This window comes from Bradyrhizobium sp. in8p8 (assembly GCF_000426845.1).
Lineage (GTDB): Bacteria > Pseudomonadota > Alphaproteobacteria > Rhizobiales > Xanthobacteraceae > Bradyrhizobium > Bradyrhizobium japonicum_C.
Genome location: NZ_AUGD01000006.1, coordinates 98,391 through 118,628 on the forward strand (window position 1 = coordinate 98,391; position 20,238 = coordinate 118,628).

20 protein-coding genes are annotated in these 20,238 nt (G+C 63.1%); 9 read left to right on the forward strand and 11 right to left on the reverse strand.

What is annotated here, in order from left to right; all coding sequences use genetic code 11:
* The 3 genes from K408_RS0117120 to K408_RS0117130 all read right to left on the reverse strand — a co-directional run bounded on the left by K408_RS0117120 (position 1) and on the right by K408_RS0117130 (position 2,885).
* Entirely contained in the window at positions 1-234 is a 234-nt protein-coding gene (locus tag K408_RS0117120) for a 4Fe-4S dicluster domain-containing protein (RefSeq protein WP_024339914.1), read from the reverse strand.
* A 32-nt stretch (positions 235-266) separates the two neighbouring features.
* Positions 267-2,009, reverse strand: a complete 1,743-nt coding sequence (locus K408_RS0117125; protein ID WP_024339913.1) for a fumarate reductase/succinate dehydrogenase flavoprotein subunit — start codon at positions 2,007-2,009, stop codon at positions 267-269.
* A gap of 102 nt (positions 2,010-2,111) precedes the next feature.
* Positions 2,112-2,885, reverse strand: a complete 774-nt coding sequence (locus K408_RS0117130; protein WP_024339912.1) for a ferredoxin--NADP reductase — start codon at positions 2,883-2,885, stop codon at positions 2,112-2,114.
* 195 nt (positions 2,886-3,080) lie between these two features.
* Here K408_RS0117130 and K408_RS0117135 point away from each other — a divergent pair, with 195 nt between their 5' ends.
* The 5 genes from K408_RS0117135 to K408_RS0117155 all read left to right on the forward strand — a co-directional run bounded on the left by K408_RS0117135 (position 3,081) and on the right by K408_RS0117155 (position 7,659).
* Positions 3,081-3,389, forward strand: a complete 309-nt coding sequence (locus K408_RS0117135; protein ID WP_028145910.1) for a gamma-butyrobetaine hydroxylase-like domain-containing protein — start codon at positions 3,081-3,083, stop codon at positions 3,387-3,389.
* 119 nt (positions 3,390-3,508) lie between these two features.
* Complete coding sequence (locus K408_RS0117140; RefSeq protein WP_024339910.1) at positions 3,509-4,282, forward strand: Crp/Fnr family transcriptional regulator; 774 nt, start codon at positions 3,509-3,511, stop codon at positions 4,280-4,282.
* A 181-nt stretch (positions 4,283-4,463) separates the two neighbouring features.
* A complete protein-coding gene (locus K408_RS0117145) occupies positions 4,464-5,885 on the forward strand; it encodes an ABC transporter substrate-binding protein (RefSeq protein WP_024339909.1) in 1,422 nt (473 codons plus the stop codon).
* Positions 5,882-6,790, forward strand: coding sequence for an ABC transporter permease (locus K408_RS0117150; protein ID WP_024339908.1), 909 nt, complete (start codon positions 5,882-5,884; stop codon positions 6,788-6,790). The genes K408_RS0117145 and K408_RS0117150 overlap by 4 nt, the downstream gene beginning before the upstream one ends.
* Positions 6,775-7,659 carry an ABC transporter ATP-binding protein gene (locus tag K408_RS0117155; RefSeq protein ID WP_155248484.1) on the forward strand — a complete coding sequence of 295 codons (885 nt, stop codon included), beginning with the start codon at positions 6,775-6,777 and terminating at the stop codon, positions 7,657-7,659. The genes K408_RS0117150 and K408_RS0117155 overlap by 16 nt, the downstream gene beginning before the upstream one ends.
* Positions 7,660-7,803: 144 nt before the next feature.
* Here K408_RS0117155 and K408_RS0117160 read toward each other — a convergent pair whose 3' ends face one another.
* The 7 genes from K408_RS0117160 to K408_RS0117190 form a co-directional block, all read right to left on the reverse strand.
* Entirely contained in the window at positions 7,804-8,862 is a 1,059-nt protein-coding gene (locus tag K408_RS0117160) for a YeiH family protein (RefSeq protein ID WP_024339906.1), read from the reverse strand.
* 122 nt (positions 8,863-8,984) lie between these two features.
* The gene (locus tag K408_RS0117165; protein WP_024339905.1) at positions 8,985-9,203 is read right to left on the reverse strand and encodes a hypothetical protein; all 219 of its coding nucleotides are present in this window, start codon (positions 9,201-9,203) and stop codon (positions 8,985-8,987) included.
* Positions 9,204-9,367: 164 nt separating this feature from the next.
* A complete protein-coding gene (locus K408_RS0117170) occupies positions 9,368-10,078 on the reverse strand; it encodes an ABC transporter ATP-binding protein (protein WP_024339904.1) in 711 nt (236 codons plus the stop codon).
* Complete coding sequence (locus K408_RS0117175; RefSeq protein WP_024339903.1) at positions 10,075-10,830, reverse strand: ABC transporter ATP-binding protein; 756 nt, start codon at positions 10,828-10,830, stop codon at positions 10,075-10,077. Before K408_RS0117175 ends, K408_RS0117170 begins: the two co-directional genes overlap by 4 nt.
* A 2-nt stretch (positions 10,831-10,832) precedes the next feature.
* Positions 10,833-11,852 carry a branched-chain amino acid ABC transporter permease gene (locus K408_RS0117180; RefSeq protein ID WP_024339902.1) on the reverse strand — a complete coding sequence of 340 codons (1,020 nt, stop codon included), beginning with the start codon at positions 11,850-11,852 and terminating at the stop codon, positions 10,833-10,835.
* Positions 11,849-12,751, reverse strand: a complete 903-nt coding sequence (locus K408_RS0117185; protein ID WP_024339901.1) for a branched-chain amino acid ABC transporter permease — start codon at positions 12,749-12,751, stop codon at positions 11,849-11,851. Before K408_RS0117185 ends, K408_RS0117180 begins: the two co-directional genes overlap by 4 nt.
* A gap of 86 nt (positions 12,752-12,837) precedes the next feature.
* On the reverse strand, positions 12,838-14,097 hold the full coding sequence (locus tag K408_RS0117190; protein ID WP_024339900.1) for an ABC transporter substrate-binding protein: 1,260 nt from the start codon (positions 14,095-14,097) through the stop codon (positions 12,838-12,840).
* A gap of 169 nt (positions 14,098-14,266) precedes the next feature.
* Between K408_RS0117190 and K408_RS0117195 the strand changes: the two genes are divergently transcribed.
* The 3 genes from K408_RS0117195 to K408_RS0117205 are packed head-to-tail and all read left to right on the forward strand — an operon-like array spanning position 14,267 to position 18,338.
* Complete coding sequence (locus K408_RS0117195; RefSeq protein WP_024339899.1) at positions 14,267-15,760, forward strand: AMP-binding protein; 1,494 nt, start codon at positions 14,267-14,269, stop codon at positions 15,758-15,760.
* Positions 15,757-16,404, forward strand: coding sequence for a TetR/AcrR family transcriptional regulator (locus tag K408_RS0117200; RefSeq protein WP_024339898.1), 648 nt, complete (start codon positions 15,757-15,759; stop codon positions 16,402-16,404). The genes K408_RS0117195 and K408_RS0117200 overlap by 4 nt, the downstream gene beginning before the upstream one ends.
* The gene (locus K408_RS0117205) at positions 16,401-18,338 is read left to right on the forward strand and encodes a flavin-containing monooxygenase (protein ID WP_024339897.1); all 1,938 of its coding nucleotides are present in this window, start codon (positions 16,401-16,403) and stop codon (positions 18,336-18,338) included. Before K408_RS0117200 ends, K408_RS0117205 begins: the two co-directional genes overlap by 4 nt.
* A 117-nt stretch (positions 18,339-18,455) precedes the next feature.
* Here the strand turns inward: K408_RS0117205 and ald are convergent, their stop codons facing one another.
* The gene (gene ald / locus K408_RS0117210; RefSeq protein ID WP_024339896.1) at positions 18,456-19,571 is read right to left on the reverse strand and encodes an alanine dehydrogenase; all 1,116 of its coding nucleotides are present in this window, start codon (positions 19,569-19,571) and stop codon (positions 18,456-18,458) included.
* Between the two features lie 143 nt (positions 19,572-19,714).
* Between ald and K408_RS0117215 the strand changes: the two genes are divergently transcribed.
* Positions 19,715-20,194 (forward strand): Lrp/AsnC family transcriptional regulator, encoded by a 480-nt coding sequence (locus tag K408_RS0117215; protein WP_024339895.1) that lies wholly within the window; start codon positions 19,715-19,717, stop codon positions 20,192-20,194.
* The last annotated feature ends 44 nt before the right edge of the window (positions 20,195-20,238 follow it).

Genomic DNA, 20,238 nt, shown 5'->3' on the forward strand with positions numbered 1-20,238 from the left:
TCACCTCAACAGATAGGGAATGTTGACGGTAACGGCGCCGGTCGGGCAGTCTGCTTCGCAGGGCATGCAGTACCAGCATTCGTCATAGGCCATGTAGGCCTTCTTGGTCATGTCGCTGATGCGCAGCACGTCGAGCGGACAGACATCGACGCACACGGTGCAGCCCTTGTCGGCGATGCATTTCGCGTCGTCGACGACCACCGGGACAGATGTCTGATAGGACGCGAGAGGCATTTCGATGTCTCCTGTTTCTGTGTTCTGGCGGATCAGGCGGAGGCGCGGATGCGCTGCTTGTCGTAGAGGTCTTTCTCGTCGTCCGCGATAGGGACGACATAAGGCTCGACGGCACGTTTCTCGCTGGTCATCTTGCCGTCACGCTTGCTCAGCAGCGTGTGGCAGAACCAGTTCTCGTTGTCCTTCTCCGGAAAATCCGTGCGCCAGTGATAGAGGCCCCAGCGGCTCTCCTCGCGGTAAAGCGAGGCGTGCGCGGCCATGTCGGCGCAGTCCATGATCGACTGAACTTCGAGGGCGCGGAGCAGTTCGTGCGCGTTGCGCGCGATCATGCGCTCCTGCATGTCCTCGCGTGCTTCGGCCAGACGCCGCATGCCGAGCTCGTATTTGCGCGTGACCTTCGGCGGCTGCAGATAGTCGTTGACGAGGCGCCGGGTCTTGTACTCGATCTGATTGGGCGGAATGCCGTCCTCGCGCCTGGTCGGCGCCATCACGCGGTCGCGCTCCATCGCGACATCGGTCGCGTCGAACTCCGCGAAATCGTGGCTATCGGCGAACTCCATGGCATCGACGCCGGCGACCGCCCCGTTGGTGAAGGCGCCCAGCATGTAGTTGTGCGGCACGCTGGCCATGTCGCCGGCGGCATATAAACCCGGCACGGTGGTGCGCGCATTATCGTCGACGAACACGCCCGAGGCGCTGTGGCCGGAGCAGAAGCCGATCTCGGAGATGTGCATCTCGATCGATTCGCTGCGGTAATCGACTCCGCGCCCCTGCTGGAACAGCCCGCGCGTCGGACGCTCCACCTTGTGCAGCGTGGATTCGATCTCGGAGATGGTGTCGGGGTGGAGGTGCTTGAGCTGGAGGAACACGGGGCCCTTGCCGGACAGGAGCTCGTTGTAGAACTCGAGCATCATCTGACCGGACCAATAGTCGCACTCGATGAAGCGCGATCCCTCGTTGTTCGCCGTGTAGGCGCCGAACGGGCCGGCGACATAGGCGCAGGCCGGACCGTTATAGTCCTTGATCAGCGGATTGATCTGAAAGCATTCGAGATTCGCGAGCGCGGCGCCGGCATGATAGGCCATGGCGTAGCCATCGCCGGAATTGGCCGCGTTCTCATAGGTGCCGAACATGTAGCCGGAGGTCGGCAGGCCCAGGCGGCCGGCGGCGCCCATGCAGAGGATCACGGCCTTGGCCTTGATGACGAGCATCTCGGCAGTGCGGGTATTGACACTGACCGCCCCTGCGATGCGGCCATCGGCAGACTTCAGGAGCCGCGTCGCCATGTAGCGGTTGGAGATCAGGATGCGGGCGCGGCGGAGCTGGCGATACAACGCCTTCTTCACGGTTTCGCCGTTCGGCATCGGCAGCACGTAGGTCCCGATGTGGTGCACCTTTTTGACGGCATAGTCGCCGTTCTCGTTCTTCAGGAAGCGAATGCCGAAGCTATCGAGCTCCTCGATGATCTTGTAGCAATTCTGCGCGTATTTGTAGACCGCCTTCTGATCGACGATACCGTCGTTGGCGATGGTGATTTCCTTGGTGTACTGCTCCGGCGTCGCATAGCCGGGAATGACGGCGTTGTTCAGCCCGTCCATCCCCATCGAGATCGCGCCGGAGCGCTTGACGTTGGCTTTTTCGAGCAGGACGACATTGGCCTTCGGGTTCTTCAGCTTCGCCTTCAGCGCCGCCATCGGGCCGGCCGTGCCGCCGCCGATGACCAGCACGTCGCAGGAAACCTCGGAAAGTCCGTCGACGATCTCATCTAGTGCCATCACTTGCTCCTGGTTCGCCGATAGCCGGCGCCTTTGCGTCAGATTTGTTCAGGGAGCTTCCCGGCGATAGCAATTAGTTGTCGCCGGAACGCGATTTGCGCCTCAGCGTTCGACGAAAGCCTTCTCGATCACGAAATGGCCGGGCTGGCTGTGGTTGCCCTCGACGAAGCCGCGTGCGGAGAACATCGCGTGGAGTTCCTCGAGCATTGCGGGGCTGCCGCAAAGCATGATGCGGTCGGCCTCAATATCGAGGCCGGACTGCCCGATGTCGTCAAAAACCTGATTCGAGGCGATCAGATCGGTGATCCGGCCGCGGTTCCGGAACGGCTCGCGGGTGACGGTCGGGTAATAGACCAGCTTGTCGCGGATCAGGGGGCCGAAGAATTCGTGGTTGCGCAAGCCGTCGACGACGTGCTCGCCATAGGCGAGCTCGGAGACCTGGCGGCAACCATGTGCAAGCACGATGGTCTCGTAGTTCTCGTAGACGTCGGGGTCCTTGATCAGGCTGGCGAAGGGCGCAAGCCCCGTGCCGGTCGAGAGCAGCAGCAGGCGTTTTCCCGGAATGAGATTGCCGGTGATCAACGTGCCGGTCGCCTTGCGGCCGACCAGGATGATGTCGCCTTCCCTGATCTTCTGCAGGCGCGAGGTCAGCGGGCCGTTCTGCACCTTGATCGAGAAGAACTCGAGCGCCTCCTCATGGTTGGCGCTGGCCATGCTGTAAGCCCGCATCAACGGCTTGCCCTCGATCTCGAGCCCGATCATGGCGAATTGACCGTTCTGGAACCGGAAGCCGGGATCTCGCGTCGCGGTGAAGCTGAATAAGGAGCCGGTCCAGTGTCTGACAGACAGAACCGTTTCCTTCTGAAATGCGCTCATGATCTCTCCTTGCCATCGATGGCGCAGAAGGTTTCGGAGAGATGAGAGTCCGGCAACGCGGAAGTGGAGTTCCCGGTCGATTAGTTTCACATTTCGTGAGCGCTCATCGGAGAGAAGGCACGCGATCACGCCCGCCGGCAATTAGTTGCTGTTCGTACATGCCGCGACCGCCTAGAGAGAAGTCAGAGGTCCGTCATGACAACGACATTGGTCGCGCCGACCGTAGCCGGCTATGAAGCCAGCACCGATCTCGCTTCGCTGCTCGTCCGCACCACGCAGGACGTTGCGCTGAGCATCGGCGCCGAAACACTCCGCATCTCCTGCAAATGCGCCCACTGCACCCGTGCACGCTTCGATGGCCGCTTCCCTGAAGCATTTCCCGGCATTGCCATCACCGAGATCGGCGACCTCGGCTACGGGCTGAACATCTCGTTCTCGGATGGGCACAACCGGGGCATTTACCCGAAGCCGTATTTGCTGAGCTTGGCCGGGACTGCCGCATAACCGGCATCGTTCTCACCGGGCACCGAACGGCGCGCTCAGAATGACGCAGGGGGTCGGCAGGCCATCTGGCACGGACATTGCTCCTCTTTAGAACGATTTGAACGTTCCGGAGGCAGACGATGTTGCAGGCGGCGAATGCGGTTCGCGGGACCGTTCCCGGAGCGGTGCGGCCCACCGGCAGTTCGTCGCTGCTGCTGACCGAGAACCAGCAATGGATCGGCGGCCCGCCGCCGCTCATGGACAAGCTCTCTCCGCGTGAGCGCGAGCTGGTGCTGAAGCAGGGCCGTCGCAAGGTGCTCAATCGCGGCCAGACTCTGTTCAGCCAGGGCGGCAAGCATGACGGCATCTGGCTGATCGAGAGCGGCCGCATCCGGGTGTTCTACACGTCCCCGCTTGGGCGCGAGATCACGCTGGCTTACTGGCACGCCGGCAATTTCGTCGGCGGGCCCGAAGTGTTCGAAGGCACCATGCATCAATGGTCCGGCGTGGCATCCAGCAATTGCAGCGTTGTGCACCTACCGGGAAAGGAGCTGAGGTCCCTTGCCGCGGAGATCCCGAATCTCGCGATCGGCCTCATCGAAGGCCTCACTTTCAAGGGCAAGTGCTATTCTGCGCTGGCACAAATGCTGGGAACGCGCTCGATCACGCAGCGTCTTGCGCACCTCCTGCTGCATCTCGTCGAGCTCTACGGTGTCGAGGATGCCGACGGCACCGTGATCGCTGCAGCCTTTACTCATGCCGATATTGCCCACATGGTCGGCGCCACCCGGCAGTGGGTCACGATCAGCCTGAAGCGCATGCAGGAGAAGGGAATCGTGCTGACCAAGCGGTCGCAGATCGTGATCTGCCGGACCGACGTGCTGGAAGAGATGCGCGGTCACGCAGCTGACTAGACGAATTTGCAGCCAGGGCCGGTGCACAGGCAAGCGGCTTTATAGTGCAGGACTGCCCAAGGAGTATGCAATCAGAGTTTCCCGGCAACTAATCGACTGCAACGGCCACTCCGGATTTGCCCTGCCCGCGCCCTCACCCAATCATGGCAACCACAGCACATCCAACCGAATGAGGATGAGAATGGTCCGCCGTCTTCCCACGCTCTCGATCGCGATGTCGGTGACGTCGCTGGCGCTAATCGTCACACAGCCGGTGTCGGCGGAAACGATCACACTCGGCATCGGAACGCAGGACACCACGACAAACACGGTCACCGCCGGCGTCGTCATCCGCCAGTTGCGTCTCCTCGAGAAATATCTGCCGAAAGATGGCAGGTATGCCAACATCAAGTTCGAGCTGGAGTGGCAGAATTTCACCTCAGGCCCGCCCGTCACCAATGCGATGATGGCGAACAAGCTGCAGATCGGCATGATGGGCGACTATCCGCTGATCGTGAACGGCTTCACCTTCGAGAGCAACCCCGAGAGCAAGAGCCGGCTGGTCGGCATCGCCGCCTACAGCCTCTCCGGCTCCGGCAACGGTCTCGTCGTTCACAAGGACTCGCCCTACTACGATCTCGCCGATCTCAAAGGCAAGCTCGTCAGCGTCCCCTTCGGCTCCGCCGCGCATGGCATGGTCCTCAAAGCGATGCAGGACCGGGGCTATCCCGCTGACTTCTTCCAGCTGGTCAGCCAGAGTCCCGAGGTCGGATCCACAAATCTCCAGGAGAAGAAGATCGACGGGCATGCCGACTTCGTCCCCTTCGCCGAGCTGCTGCCGTTCCGCGGCTTCGCGCGAAAGATCTTCGACGGAGTCGAGACGAACTTGCCGACCTTCCACGGCATCGTCGTCCGCACCGATTTCGCCGAGAAGTATCCTGAGGTCGTCGTCGCCTACTTCAAGGCGCTGATCGCCGCCAATCAGTGGCTGCGCGACAATCCCAAGCTCGCCGCCGAGAAGATTCAGGAATGGACCGGCATCAATAAGGAAGTCGTCTACATCTTCCTCGGTCCCAGCGGCAACATGACCACCGATCCCACGGTCAAGCCAGCGTTGATCGATGCCGCGACGACCGACGTCAAGGTTCTGCAGAATCTCGGCCGCATGAAGGAGTTCGATCCGAAGAAGTGGGTCGACGACAGCTACATCCGCAAGGCCTATGCCGAGATGAAGCTCGACTACGACGCGCAGCTCGCGAGCACGAAGAACTATGAAATCTCGGGCGAAGACGCCTTCTGCAAGAAGCCCATCGCCGATCCGCGCAAGGCCGGCGAAGTCTGGGTCGATGACGCCGGCATCATGCCCTTCTCGTCCGCCACCTGCACACTCGGCGCCTATGCCGACTACAAGGCCAAGGGCAAGAAGATCAACGTGGCCTACGTGTTCGATACCACCCGCGGGATCAAGCTGTTCGCCGATCAGGCCTTCTTCGCCGTGGGCAGCGGCGAAGTCGCACCATTCCTGCTGAAGAAGGATGCCGAGGCCTACGCGGCGAAGATCAGCGGCAAGGTGCTCGGCTTCGACGATGCGGTGAAAGCGTCGGTCGGCGGAGGCAAGACGTGAGCAGCCCCGCCCTCGTCAGACATCCCGAGGACGGCATGCCGGCAACGTCCATTGCAGAGGCGGGCCCTGTGCCCGCCGTCTCGCCAGCCGCAGCACCGCCCTCCTTCGGCACGCTCGTCCTACGCTGGTACCGCCTGAACCAGGGCCGGTTGCGCGCGACCGCGATCGGCGTCATCTCGCTGCTCGCGTTCCTCCTGGTCTGGCACCTGCTCACGACCTATCGCGTCGTATTCTTCGTGCGCTTCACCAATGTGCCCTCGCCGCTCGCGGTTTATGCGAGCTTCACCAAGGCGATCCACGACCCCAAATTCCTGATGCATGTGCTGCTCAGCTGCCGCCGCATCTTCATCGGCTTCTCGCTCGCCGCCATCGTCGGGGTGCCGCTCGGCCTGATCATGGGACGCTTCAAGCTGGTGCACGAGCTGGTCTTCCCGGTGGCGGAGGTGCTGCGGCCGATCCCGGCGATCGCCTGGGTGCCGATGGCGATCATGCTGTGGCCGACCAACGAGCAGAGCATCGTCTACATCACGTTCCTCGGCTCGTTCTTTCCGATCCTGGTCAACACGCTCCACGGCATGTCGCTGGTCGATCCGGTGCTGGTGCGTGCCGCGCAGTGTCTCGGCGCGCGCGAGCGCTCGATCTTCCGCGAAGTGTACTTTCCGGCCTCGCTGCCGCACATCTTCACCGGCCTCACTGTCGGCATGGGCGTCGCATGGGTGTCGCTGATCGCGGCCGAGATGATCTCGGGCCAGTACGGCATCGGCTATTTCACCTGGGAAGCATATTCGCTGGTTCAATATGCCGATATCGCGCTCGGCATGATCGCAATCGGGGTGCTCGGCCTTGGATCGAGCCTGCTGATCCGCGGCGCGGGACAATTGGTGATGCCATGGAGATCGACATGAGCGAAGTCCTTGCGGCCAAGGCAAAGGGCCACATCGAGGTCAAGAACTTCTCCCTCGCCTACGAGACCATCGAGGGAGCGGTGCAGGCCGTCACCGACACCCAGATCCATGTGCGGCCCGGCGAGTTCGTGTCGATCGTCGGCCCGTCCGGTTGCGGAAAGTCGACGCTGCTCAATGCCGTCGCAGGCTTCCTCAAACCGACGACAGGGATCGTCACCGTCGATGGCGAACGCGTCAACGGCCCGAGCGCCGAACGCGGCATGGTGTTCCAGCAATATTCGCTGTTCCCCTGGAAAACCGTGCGCGAGAACGTTGAGTTCGGCCTCAAGATGCGCGGCATGCCCCGCTCGCAACGCGAGCGTGCCGCGCGCACGCTGCTCGGGCTTGCCGGGCTCGAGGCGTTCGAGAAACATTATCCGGAAAGGCTCTCCGGCGGCATGAAGCAGCGCGTCGGCATCGTACGCGCGCTCGCGACGGGGCCGAAAGTGCTGCTGCTCGACGAGCCGTTCGGCGCGCTCGACGCGCAAACGCGCGTCATCATGCAGCAGATCCTCACCAATATGTGGCAACGGCTGAAGATCTCGGTGCTGTTCGTCACCCACGACATCGACGAGGCGATTTTCCTGTCGGACCGCGTCTACTGCATGACCGCCCGGCCCGGCTCGATCAAGGCGGAAATCCCGATCCCGCTGGAGCGACCGCGGCAGCAATCCATGATGATGTCGTCGGAATTCCTGGCCCTGCGCCGCGGGCTGATGTCGCTGATCCGCGAGGAGAGCCTGAAGGCTATGGGCGGCGAGATCAACGACCTGGGCATGCAGGGACTCAACATCGAACTCCACGGCCATTCGCTGGCCGACGTGATCTAGGCGTTCAGCCGACGCTTGCTGACTGCCCTTCCGTGGGACTGCACCAGACTCACGCGGGGAGATACCCTCATCCGTCTCGCCGCTATGCGGCGAGCCACCCTCGCCTGCAAAGCGGACGGGGCAAGTGCTGCGATCGCAGCAAGATCACTTGAACCAGTGCACCAGTGCGATGCTGATGCCGAGCAGCAGCATCAGCGACAGCGTCACGGCGGCGGTCACCCTGCCCCCGACGTTCGCCAGCACGCGGACGTCCACACCCAAGCCCAAGGCGGCCATCGAGACCACCGTGAGAAAGCCGGTGATCTTGGTCACGGGGCCGACCACAGTCGCCGGCACCATCTCGAGCGACCGCAGCGTCGCGAGGGCGAGGAAGCCGAGGATGAACCACGGCACAAGGCGGAAGAAGCCGACATTGGTCTTCTTGGCATCGGTTTGCCAGCGCGAGGCAATCAGAGAAAAGCCCACCACGACTGGCCCCAGCATCAACACTCGCATCAGCTTCACCAGCGTGCCAATCTGCGTCGAGACCAGTCCGGCCGGCACCGTCGCCGCGAGCACCTGGGGCACGGCATAGACGGTGAGGCCTGCGAGGATGCCGTATTGCGTCGCAGACAACTGCAACAGCGGAATTAACAGCGGGAGGCCCAGCACCATCATCACGCCGAGGATGGCGGTGAAGGAGATCGAAGATGCGATCTCGTCGTTGTTGGCGCCGATGATCGGCGCGACGGCGGCGATCGCCGAATTGCCGCAGATCGAGTTGCCACAGGCGATCAGGATCGACAGACGTGTCGACAGCCCGAGCATACGGCTGAGGCCGAAAGAGACACCGAGGGTAATCACGACGACGGCCGCGATCGACGCCAGCAGCGCGATGCCTGAGGCCGCTATCGCCGCGAAGCTGATCGAGGCGCCCAGCAACATCACCGCGACTTCGAGCAGTTGTTTGGCGCTGAAGGCGATGCCGGCTTGCCAGCGCGGCGCGGGCTTCCAGAAGCTGCGCAACGCCATCCCGAGCAGGATCGCCATCACCAGCGCCTCGACATAGGGATGCTCGAACATGCCCAACTCGGCGTGCTCCAGCAGGGCCGAGACACCGGCGAGCAAAACGCAGAGAAGGATGCCGGGAATCAGCGCCGCAATGCGGCTCGCGGCGGATGCCGGCTTCGTATCGGCCGGGCTGGATGCTTGATTCTGCGACACAAATCTCTCCCAGAGGAGAAGGATTTATACGCAGCGCGCTTCCGTTGGGAAATAAGTTTTCGACATATCAGGGCCGAGCGAAGTTCTGTCCTCGAACCTGGAATAAACAGCTGGGGCGCGCCTCAGAAGATCAGGCTCTTGGCGAGCGAGGCAACCCGGCTGAAGCCGTCATAGACGCCCGGCTCGAAGAAGGCCGCACGCGCGAGCACGATGCCGGCGACCAGCGACCAGAACAGCGTCGTGCCAGTTCGCAGCAGGAGCTTCGAGGCACTCAACTTCGGCTGGCTGTCCGTTGCGGACACCAATTGCTCGCCGAAGGGCTCAAATCCAGTGCGTTCCATGGCTGCCGATCCACCAATTTCTGGCAGAAATGTCGTCGTTTCGGCTCCAAACAGCAATGGAAGCGATTGGCTTTTTTGCCCCGCGGCAGGAAAACTCCTTCCGTCGCGGAGACCTGAGACGACAATTTTCTTCTTCGGGCCTGCTCGGAGGCCGCCCGTGCCGGCTACAGGGCCAGATAACGCCGCCGGATGGCCTCGTTGGCCTTCAGTTCGTCGATCCCGGCTGCATAGACGATCTGGCCCTTGTCGATGATCGTCGCATGGCTCGCCAGCCCCAGGCAGAAATGCATGTTCTGCTCGGCAATCAGCACGGTCGAACCGAGTTGGCGAAGCTGCCGCAACAATTCGCCGATCCGCTGCACGATGATCGGCGCGAGGCCCTCACTTGGCTCGTCCAGCAGCAGCAGCGCGGGATTGCCCATCAGAGTACGTGCGATAGCCAGCATCTGCTGCTCGCCGCCGGAAAGGCGCCCGGCGATGCGATGGCGCAGCGGTTCGAGGAGCGGAAAGACCTCGTAGATCCGCTTGATCGGCCATTCGTCCTGACCTTCCGGCCCCTTCTTCCTGCCGATGACGAGATTGTCCTCGACCGTGTGCTCCGGAAACACCTGGCGATCCTCCGGCACGAAGCCGAGGCCGGCACGCGCGATACGATGCGGCTTCTGGCCGGAAATCACCGTCCCGCGCAGGCTGACCCTGCCCCGCCGCGGCGGCGCAAGTCCCATGATCGCCTTCATCGTCGTCGACTTGCCGGCGCCGTTGCGGCCGAGCAGCGCCATGGTCTCGCCCTGCCGCACCGAGAGACCGACGCCGAACAGGATCTGGCTGGTGCCGTAATAGACGTCGAGATCGGCGACTTCGATGACGGCGCTCATGCAGCAGCTCCCGCATGTTCGGTGCCGAGATAGGCATCGATCACGGCGCTGTTCTTGCGGATCTCATCGGGCGTACCGGTCGCGAGAATACGGCCATAGCAGAGCACGACGATCTTCGGGGCGATCTTGAATACGATGTCCATGTCGTGCTCGATGAAGACGACGGTGATCTTCTGGGTCTCCCAGAGCTCGCGCACCTTGTCGATCATGCGCCAGCGCTCTTCCGGCCCCATGCCGGCGGTGGGTTCGTCGAGCAACAGCACCTTTGGGTCGAGCACCAAAGCCAGCGCGATATCGAGCAGTTTCTGATCGCCATGGGACAGCGTTGCGGCGGTGCGATGTCGTTTGCCGGCGAGGCCCAAGAGTTCCATCACATGCTCTGCGCGGTCGCGCGTCTCCGGCAGCGGAAAGCGCTTGTGCAGCACCGCGGACGTGCGCTGGTCGGCGCTGACGGCAGCGAGCATCGTCTCCTGCACCGTCAGCGATTTGAAGATGCTCGCGACCTGAAAGGCGCGCCCGATGCCGTAGCGTACGATCTCCGGCGGCGAGCGGCCGGCAAGGTCGACGCCGTCCAGCAGGACCTGCCCGGAATCCGGCTTCAAGGCCCCGGTGATCAGGTTGAAGAACGTGCTCTTGCCGGCGCCATTGGGGCCGATCACGGCAGTGAGCGAGCCGTCCGGGAAGGCGAGCGAGACATCGTTGGTCGCCTTCACGCCGCCGAAGGACTTTGCGAGGTCGCGGATCTCGAGCATGGCTAACGCCCCTCGCCTGCATCACGCCGCTGCGCAAGCCAATCGGCGACGAAATCGAGCAGGCCCTTGCGCAGGCCCAGCGCGAAGAACAGGATGACCACGCCAAGCACGATGCCGTGATATTCGGTGAAGCGCGTCACGGTGTCATTGAGCAGCAGCAGCAGCACGGTGCCGACCATCGGCCCCAGGAAAGTCGAGACGCCGCCGAGCATGTTGATGAAGATGCCCTCCCCCGAGATCGTCCAATAGGCGAATTCCGGGTAAGCGCCCGAGACGAACAACGCCATCACCATTCCGCCCATCGAGGCAAACAGCGCTGCCAGCACGAACACGGTGAGCTTGGCGCGCCAGACGTCAATGCCGAGGAAGCTCGCGCGCGCTGCGTTGTCGCGGATCATGCGCAGCGTATAGCCGAACGGCGACTGCGCGATCTGGTGCATCGCGAGCAGGCCAAGGATGAGCAGCGCGCAGCTCGTGACATAGAGATGGACGTGATCGGACAGATCGATGCCGAGAAAGACCGGCCGCGGAATGCCGCCGCGCAGACCCTGGTCGCCGCCGGTGAACGAGGCCCAGGACAGGATCGTGGAATGAATCAGCATCTGGAACGCGAGCGTGACGAAGGCAAAATAGATCTCCTTCAGCCGCACGCAGATCGCGCCGATGATCGCCGCAACGACCGCCGTGATGGCCAATGTCGCGACGAAAGCCACCGGAATTGGAACGCCCAGCTTCTGCATGATCAGGCCGAAGCTATAGGCGCCGAGGCCGAAGAACATGCCATGACCAAAAGAGGTCAGGCCGGTGTAGCCGACCAGCAGATTGAGCGAGGTCGCGAACAGGCCATAGGCCGAGCAGCGGATGACGAAATCGAGCAGCGCCTTGCTGCCCGTGAACAGCGGCAAGCTCGCAAGCACCGCGAAGGCAATCAGCGCAATCAACACGTCGCGGTAGCGCTGAAGCGCCGCGCCGCTGCGCGCCGGCACCAGCGTCTGCGCGCGTCCGGCCTCGAGTTCGGTCATGCCGCCTCCTTGCCGAACAGGCCGGTGGGCTTGGAGACCAGCACGATCACCATGAACAAATACATCAGCCCTTCCACGAACAGGGGAAAGCCTTGCGAGCCAAACGACCTGATGAGGCCGAGCAGCAACGCGCCGATCAGCGCGCCCAGGATCGAGCCCATGCCTCCGATGACAGTGACGATGAAGGATTCGATCAGCACGGAGAATCCCATCCCCGGGGTGAGCGACCGCACCGGCGCAGCCAGCGCGCCGGCAAGCCCCGCCAGCATGCCGCCGAGCGCGAAGACGCCGCCATAGATCAAACCGGTGTTGATGCCGAGCGCGGAGACCATGCCTGGATTGTGCGCGGCGGCACGGATCACCTTGCCGATGCGGCTGCGCGACAGCCCAAGGCCGAGCACGATCGCCGCGACAAGCGCAACCCCGATCAGCAGCAAGTAATACGGCGGCACGACGCCGCCGGCGATGAACAGCGGCATCACCTGGAATGCCGCCGGCATGCCCATGGCCTTGAACTCGGGTCCCCAGATGATGCGCACGACATCGTCGAAGATCAGCACGAAGGCATAGCAGACGAGGAGCTGCATCAGTACGTCAGCGCCGTAGACGCGGCTCATGAAGACGCGCTCGAAGACCAGGCCAAGAATGGCGGTGCCAGCGGCGCCCGCGAGCATCGCCAGCGCGAAGCTCTCCGTGAGCTGATAGGTCGTCATGGCGAAATAGGCGCCGAACATATAGAAGGCGCCGTGGCTGAAATTGACCACCTTGAGCACCCCGAAGATCAGGGTCAGCCCGACAGCGACCAGGAAAAGGAGCATGCCGATGATGAGGCCGCTGGTGGTCTGCGTCACCAGGCAAGCAGAACTGGAGAGGCAGCCGGCAAGCGCGTCAAGATCCACGGGAGTACTTTCATTGCAGCGCGCCGGATACGACGCGGAAAACAAGCGAAGGCGGAGACGGTCGCCCGTCTCCGCCGTACATCAGATCAGGTATAGCCCTTGCTCTTCTTCCACTCGGCTTCGAGCTCGAAGATGGTCTTCCAGTCTCCGGCCTTCACCTCGGGCACATAGGGCTCCTGCGGGATCGTGGTGCCCCAGCCGATGGCGTAGCCGACCAGGGTGTGATCGTCGCCACGCATCGTGACGGTGCCGTCGGCGCCGAACGGACACTTGATGGTGAGGCCCTTCAACACCTCGGCGATCTTCTTGCCGTCGGCGGAGTTCGCCTTCTTGGCGGCTTCGGCCAGGAACATCACCGCGGTCGCGTTCTGCCACGACCAATTGGTCGGGTATTCGTTGTACTTGGCCTTGTAGGCATCGCCCCACGCCGCGTTCTCCGGCGTGGTCGGAAACGTCTTGATGTAGCGGTTGCCGGAGTGGATGCCCTTCGGCAGGTTCTTCACCACGGTGAGCGCGGTGTAGTCGGCCATGTTGACGGCGAACACCTCCATCTGGCTGAACATCGCGTAGATGTTCGCCTGGTCGATATAGGAAGTGAGATCGCCGCCCCACAGGCAGGAATACAGCGCCTGCGGCTTGGCCTGCAGGATCTTCGTCACCACTTCGGTGTAGTCGGCCTGGAACAGCTTCGGCCACGACTCGCTGATGATCTCGATGTCGGGCGCGAAGCGCTTGAGGTAGAGCGTGAACTCGCCGGTAGTGTCGCGGCCATAAGCGTAGTCGGGCGAGCAGGTCGCCCATTTCTTCAAGCCCTTCGCCTTGGCGATCGAAGCGGCGTAGCTGCCGCCGACGATGGAATCGTGGATACCTTGACGCACGCAGCGGAACGCATTCGGGATGCGCTGCTTCGGGTCGGCCGTCAGCGAGGAAGCTTCCGAGCAGGTGTGGATGCAGAGCACGCCGAGATCGCGCGCCACCTCATGCACGGCGAACGATCCGGACGACGCTTCGCCATCGAGCAGCAATTCGCAGCCATCGGTGTTGACGAGTTCGCGCGCGACCCGCGCGGCTTCCTGCGGTTGGCCCTTGGAGTCGCGGATCACCATCTCGATCTGCCGGCCAGCAAGACCGCCGGCCCCGTTGACCTTCTCGACCTCGAGCATCACCGCATTGCGCGAGGACGTGCCGAGCTGCGCCACGCGTCCCGACAAAATCGTCGGCATTCCGATCTTGATGGTCTTGGCTTGCGCTCGCGCCACCCAGGGCGCGGCAACACTCATCGCACCGGCGCCCATCAGCGCCAGTGTTGAACGGCGGCTGATGCCCGGCCTGCGGGTTTTCGTCATTTTCCCCTCCCTCTTTCGGGTCGGCGTTTCCTGATCCCTGTCGGAGATCGTCTCGTCTCCGTGTGTTCAAGGATTTCAGAGGTAGGGGGGTGACGTCAAGCCAAAGATGAATTACGAGTCAGAATTCATCGAGAGCAAATCAGGCCGCTGGACGGCTCGAAAACTGCGCATGATCAACCTGTCGAGCTTCATCGCCTTTCATGCCCGGCGCACGCCAGACCGGCCTGCGCTGAAATATCGCGGCGATCAGATTTCCTACGCGGTGTTCGATGCGCGCATTCGGAAAGTGGCGGGGTGGCTCGCAGCGGAAGGCGTCGGCGCAGGCGATGTCGTAGCCGTTCTGATGAAGAACAGCGCGGCGTTCCTCGAGCTCCTGTTCGCGACCAGTCATTTGGGCGCGGTTTTCTTGCCGATCAACTTCCGCCTCTCGCGCGACGAGGTTGGCTACATCGCAGGCAATGCCGGCGCGCGCCTGCTGATCGTCGACGAGGAGCTAACGGCGAGCGCCGGGGGCGCGCGCACTGTCGTGCTCGATGAAGCCGCCCAGCTCAGCGTCACGGGTCTTGCGAGCAGCGCTGCGCCCGCCCCGATGCATGTGCGCCAGTCATCCGACCTGATGCGGTTGATGTACACCTCGGGTACGACCGATCGACCAAAGGGCGTGATGCCCTCCTACGACAATTTCTACTGGAAGTCCGCCGACCAGACGATTGCGCTCGGGCTTAGCTCCGAGACGCGGCTTCTGGTCGTCGGTCCGCTCTATCATGTGGGCGCACTCGATCTGCCCGGCATCGCCGTGCTCTGGCATGGCGGATTCATCCGCATCGAGCGCAATTTCGAGCCCGAGGCGGCGCTTGCGGCGATCGCGGAGGACAAGCTCGACGCTGCCTGGTTCGCACCGGTCATGACCACGGCGATGCTCACCTGCCCGACCCGTCACGGCTACGACGTCTCCAGCCTGAGATGGGCAATCGGCGGCGGAGAAAAGACGCCGGAGGTGCGCATCCGCGCCTTCTCCGAATATTTCCGCAACGCTCGCTACATCGATGCCTATGGCCTCACCGAAACCGTGGGCGGCGACACCTTCATGGAGGCCGGCCGCGAGATCGACAAGATCGGCTCGACCGGGCGCGCCATCGCCCATGTCGAGATCGAGATCCGCGACGAGAACGGCAAGGTGTTGCCGCCGAACGTCAACGGCGAAATCTGCCTGCGCGGGCCGAAGATCACGCGCGGCTACTGGAAGGCCCCCGAGAAGACGGCGTCGGCCTTCTTCGGCGACTGGTTTCGCAGCGGCGACGTCGGTTACCTTGACGAAGAGGGCTTTCTGTACCTGACCGACCGCAAGAAGGACATGATCATCTCCGGCGGCGAGAACATTGCCTCGTCCGAAGTCGAGCGAGTCATCCACGAATTGCCCGAGGTGCGCGAAGTCGCCGTCATCGGCCTGCGCGATGCGCGCTGGGGCGAGCGGCCGGTCGCGGTCGTCGTGCTGGCGGACGGCGCGAGCCTCGAGCTCGCTGCATTTACCGAGCACTGCCGCGCACGGCTTGCGAGCTTCAAGGTGCCGAAGCAGATCGTCATCCGCGACAGCCTGCCACGCAATCCATCCGGGAAGATCCTCAAGCGCGTGCTGCGCGCTGAATTGGAGGCTGCGGAATGACGCAAAGCTCCGCCACCGCCAAGGTAACAAAGCTCAAGCGCGTCGAGCGCAACGCCTGGACCAAGCAGAGGATTTTTGAGGCGGCCACGAAGGTCGTGGGCAAGCATGGCTATGCGGAAGCTTCGGTGGCGCGCATCACCGAGGAAGCTGGCGTCGCGCAAGGTACCTTCTACAATCATTTCGAGAACCGCCAGGAATTGCTCGACCAGCTCCTGCCCAAGATCGGCCTCGACATGGTCGAGTTCATCCGCGCCCGCACCGGCACGGCGGATGCGGCACGGCAGGAGATCGCGCGGTTCTGCGCCTTCTTCGACTTCATCCGCGAGGTGCCGGAATTCCTGCGCATCCTCAACGAGGCCGAGTTCTTCGCACCGATCGGCTACCAGAAGCATCTCGACAACATCGCGACGGCCTATGTCCGCATCCTGCGCCGCGCCCGGCTTGCCGGCGCGATCGAGGACTACAGCGACGAGGAATTCGAGGCGATCGTTCACATGCTGATGGGCTCGCGCGGCTATCTCAGTCGCCGCTATTCCTATTCCGAAAACGGCGTCACTGCCGTACCGGACCACGTCATCTCCGCCTATCGCAAGCTGATGACGCGCGGCCTCTTCACTGCGTTGGAAGATCAGGACACGCCATGAACATCGTATCACAACACAAGCCGCTTGATCTTGCCTCCGCAATAGCCGAGGGCGATATCCGCTGCCTGCTGATGGTGCTCGTGCACATGACGGGCGACGAGAAATGGCTCGCACCGCTCTATCTGCCCAAGCGTGACATCCGCCTCATTCCTGATCCGGAGGCCGGCGTTCCCCGCGAGATCCAGGACGAAATCCGCGCCGCCGTGGTCAAGCTCTTCGCAGACGGAACGCCGAATCCTGTCATCAACGATCCCGGCGAAGAGCTATTGCTGAGGATGATGCGAGCCTGTCTCGGCGAGAACGTCGCGCCGGAATATGCGCCGCTGATGCGCGAGGAGATGGGCTTCGTGCCGCGCGAGGCGCGCTGGACGACACGCCCTTCCGACCACAAGCTCGCCGACCAACATGTGCTGATCGTCGGTGCGGGCGTCTGCGCGATTGCGCTGGGCGTGGCGCTCGGCCATCTCGGCATCCCCTACACCATCGTGGAGAAGAACGAAGAGCTCGGCGGCACCTGGTGGATCAACCGCTATCCCGGATGCGGCGTCGACACGCCGAACCACTCCTATTCCTATTCATTCGGCTCGCGCAACGCATGGACGCGCTACTTCTGCCAACGCGAGGAGCTGCTCGGCTATCTGCTGAAGGTCGCGGACGAATACGGCATTCGCAATCATCTGCGCGTCAACACCGAGCTGACCTCGTCGCGCTGGGACGAAGGCAAGCGGCGCTGGATCTCGACGCTCAGTACGAAGGATGGCGAGGAAGCCTTCGAATCCACCGCGCTGGTCTCGGCCATCGGCCAGCTCAACGATCCCTCCCGCGCGCACTTCAAGGGCGAGGAGAGCTTCAGGGGCACGATCCTGCATTCGGCGCTGTGGACCGACGACATCAGACTCGACGGCAAGCATATCGCCGTGATCGGCACCGGCGCCACCTCGATGCAGCTCGTGCCCTCGATTGCCGGCCGCGCCGCGTCGGTCACGGTCTATCAGCGCAGTGCGCAATGGGCTCGCCCGGTCAAGGGCTATGCCGATCCGATCAGCGAGGGCGCACGTTGGCTGCTGGCGCATCTGCCATTCTACGCGCAGTGGTACCGCTTCAACATGTTCTGGCGCTACGGCGACGGCCTCCTTCCTTTCCTGCGCAAGGACCCGGCCTGGCCCCATCCCGAGCGCGCCGTCAACAAAGGCAATGACCGGCACCGTCAGGAGCTGACCGACTTCATCCACTCCGAATTGCAGGGCCGGCCGGATCTGATCGAGAAATGCGTGCCGACCTATCCGCCCTACGGCAAGCGCATCCTGCTCGACAACAACTGGTTCAAGACCTTGAGGCGAGACAATGTCGAGCTCGTCACCGATGCGATCGACCATTTCGATGAGAATGGCATCGTCACCGCCGACGGCAAGCAGCGTGGGGCCGACATCATTGTCGTCGCGACCGGCTTCAAGGTGACGGAGATGGCGGCGCGCCTCAACGTCACCGGCCGTCACGGCAAGGATTTGCGTGAGGCCTGGGCCAACGACAATCCGACCGCATTCCTTGGGCTGACCGTACCAGGCTTTCCGAACTTCTTCTGCATGCTCGGTCCCAACTCCGGGCCAGCGCATGGCGGCAGCGTCATCTTCCAGTCCGAATGCCAGAGCCGCTACATCTCCGCGTGTCTGGTCGACATGATCGAGCGAGACATCGCGGCGATCGATGTCCGCCAGGACGTGCTGGACGATTATGTCCAAAAGGTCGACGCCGAGCACGAGGCGATGATTTGGACCCATCCGGGCATGAGCACCTATTATCGCAACAGCAGCGGCCGCGTGTTCTCGGCGATGCCGTGGAGGTTCGTGGATTACTGGCGCATGACTCACGATCCGGACCTGGGGCAGTACAGGCTGACGAAGCGTGACTCCAGTGCCGGCGCGGATCGGCTTTAGGTTCAGAGCAATCCTTGCGCCGCATCGTCATCGCGAGCGGAGCGATGCACTCCGGAATCTTTGCGCGGTGACACTCTGTTGCTTCGCTGCGCTCGCAATGACGGACCGGACGGCTGGTCAGGCCGCGAGCCCGCTCTCCACGGGAGCAAATTCCAGCCCGAGGCTCTCCGCGACTGCCTTGTTCGTGATCCGGCCGCGATGCACGTTCAGCCCGTTCCGCAGATGCGGGTTTTCCAGCACCGCCGCAAACCCCTTGTTCGCGAGCATCAGGCCGAAGGGCAAGGTCGCATTGTTGAGGGCCTGGCTCGATGTCACCGGCACCGCGCCCGGCATGTTGGCAACGCAATAATGCACGACGCCGTCGACCTCGTAAGTTGGATCCGCATGCGTGGTCGGATGCGAGGTCTCAAAGCAGCCGCCCTGGTCGATCGCGACGTCCACCAGCACCGCCCCGGGTCGCATCGATTTCAGCATCGCGCGCGTGACCAGCTTCGGCGCACTCGCGCCCGGCACCAGCACCGCGCCGATCACGACGTCGGCGGCAAACACTTCGTCCTCGACCGACTCGATGGTCGAGAAACGCGTGCGCATGCGTCCGGCAAACAGATCGTCGAGTTCGCGCAGGCGCGGGATCGAGCGGTCGATCACGGTGACCTCGGCACCGAGGCCGGCGGCCATGCGCGCGGCCTGCGTGCCCACGACGCCGCCGCCGAGAACGACGATTCTTGCCGGCTGCACGCCGGGCACCCCGCCCAACAGCAGTCCGCGGCCACCGGCCGACCGCCTGAGCGCGGCGCCGGCGGCCTCGATGGCGAGGCGGCCGGCGACTTCGCTCATCGGCGCAAGCAGCGGGAGGTGACCGCTCGCGTCCGTGACCGTTTCATAGGCGATCGCGGTGCAGCCGGAATCAACCAGGCCCTTGGCCTGCTCAGGATCCGGCGCAAGATGAAGGTAGGTGAAGAGGATCTGGCTTTCACGAAGCTGGACCCATTCGCTCCTTTGCGGCTCCTTGACCTTCACGATCATCTCGGACTTGGCAAAGATCTCGCGCGCCGTCTCGGCGATGGACGCCCCTGCCCGCCGATACACCTCGTCGGGCGCGCCAATGCCATTGCCGGCGCCTGTCTCGACCGTGACCTGGTGCCCGGCGGCAACATATTCGCGGACCGCGCCCGGGGTGAGCCCGACGCGATATTCCTGCACCTTGATCTCCTTGGGCACACCGACGCGCATCTTGATCTCCCTTGCCAACGCCTTGATTCCGCTCTTCATCGTAGCGAGAGGCCTGGTTTGGTTTCGTGCAAATATCCGCTAGTCTGAGCGGGCCCGCGCCGGTTTCCGGCGCCGAAATACCTATTCGCGCTGGAAACCAAACCTTGGCCCTCGACCGGAAAGACCTCGCCATCCTGGCGGAACTGACTACGAATGCGCGGGCCAGCCATACCGAGCTTGCGAACAAGATCGGCCTGTCGAGCACGGCGCTGGCGCGGCGGCAGAAAACGCTAGAGGACGACGGCTACATCCAAGGCTACCAGGCCGCGCTCGACCTCGCCCAGTTCGGCCTGACCACGACGGTTCTGGTTCGAATAGCCCTGGAGAGCCAGAGCGATGACGCACTCAAGGCGTTCGAGGCGGAGGTGGTGAAATGCCCCTCCGTCGTGCGGTGCTTCCTGATGTCCGGTACCGACGACTACATCCTGATCGTGCTGGCCCGCGACATCCAGGACTTCGAGCGCATCCACCGCACCGAGCTATCCCGCCTGCCGCGCGTCGCGCGCGTGCAATCGAGCTTCGCATTGCGCGAGATCGTCAACCGAGCGGTGCCGACCGTGGTGTTCGGCGAGACGAAGCGCTGACCTCGACCATCGGACCGGACGGATCAGTCGGGAACCAAGCACGC

Excerpts from the sequence above, each read along its gene's own strand:
- K408_RS0117120 (WP_024339914.1), bottom strand. The coding sequence starts at position 234 with ATGCCTCTCGCGTCCTATCAGACATCTGTCCCGGTGGTCGTCGACGAC.
- K408_RS0117125 (WP_024339913.1), bottom strand. The coding sequence starts at position 2,009 with ATGGCACTAGATGAGATCGTCGACGGACTTTCCGAGGTTTCCTGCGAC.
- K408_RS0117130 (WP_024339912.1), bottom strand. The coding sequence starts at position 2,885 with ATGAGCGCATTTCAGAAGGAAACGGTTCTGTCTGTCAGACACTGGACC.
- K408_RS0117135 (WP_028145910.1), top strand. The coding sequence starts at position 3,081 with ATGACAACGACATTGGTCGCGCCGACCGTAGCCGGCTATGAAGCCAGC.
- K408_RS0117140 (WP_024339910.1), top strand. The coding sequence starts at position 3,509 with ATGTTGCAGGCGGCGAATGCGGTTCGCGGGACCGTTCCCGGAGCGGTG.
- K408_RS0117145 (WP_024339909.1), top strand. The coding sequence starts at position 4,464 with ATGGTCCGCCGTCTTCCCACGCTCTCGATCGCGATGTCGGTGACGTCG.
- K408_RS0117155 (WP_155248484.1), top strand. The coding sequence starts at position 6,775 with ATGGAGATCGACATGAGCGAAGTCCTTGCGGCCAAGGCAAAGGGCCAC.
- K408_RS0117165 (WP_024339905.1), bottom strand. The coding sequence starts at position 9,203 with ATGGAACGCACTGGATTTGAGCCCTTCGGCGAGCAATTGGTGTCCGCA.
- K408_RS0117170 (WP_024339904.1), bottom strand. The coding sequence starts at position 10,078 with ATGAGCGCCGTCATCGAAGTCGCCGATCTCGACGTCTATTACGGCACC.
- K408_RS0117175 (WP_024339903.1), bottom strand. The coding sequence starts at position 10,830 with ATGCTCGAGATCCGCGACCTCGCAAAGTCCTTCGGCGGCGTGAAGGCG.
- K408_RS0117180 (WP_024339902.1), bottom strand. The coding sequence starts at position 11,852 with ATGACCGAACTCGAGGCCGGACGCGCGCAGACGCTGGTGCCGGCGCGC.
- K408_RS0117190 (WP_024339900.1), bottom strand. The coding sequence starts at position 14,097 with ATGACGAAAACCCGCAGGCCGGGCATCAGCCGCCGTTCAACACTGGCG.
- K408_RS0117195 (WP_024339899.1), top strand. The coding sequence starts at position 14,267 with ATGATCAACCTGTCGAGCTTCATCGCCTTTCATGCCCGGCGCACGCCA.
- K408_RS0117200 (WP_024339898.1), top strand. The coding sequence starts at position 15,757 with ATGACGCAAAGCTCCGCCACCGCCAAGGTAACAAAGCTCAAGCGCGTC.
- K408_RS0117205 (WP_024339897.1), top strand. The coding sequence starts at position 16,401 with ATGAACATCGTATCACAACACAAGCCGCTTGATCTTGCCTCCGCAATA.
- ald (WP_024339896.1), bottom strand. The coding sequence starts at position 19,571 with ATGCGCGTCGGTGTGCCCAAGGAGATCAAGGTGCAGGAATATCGCGTC.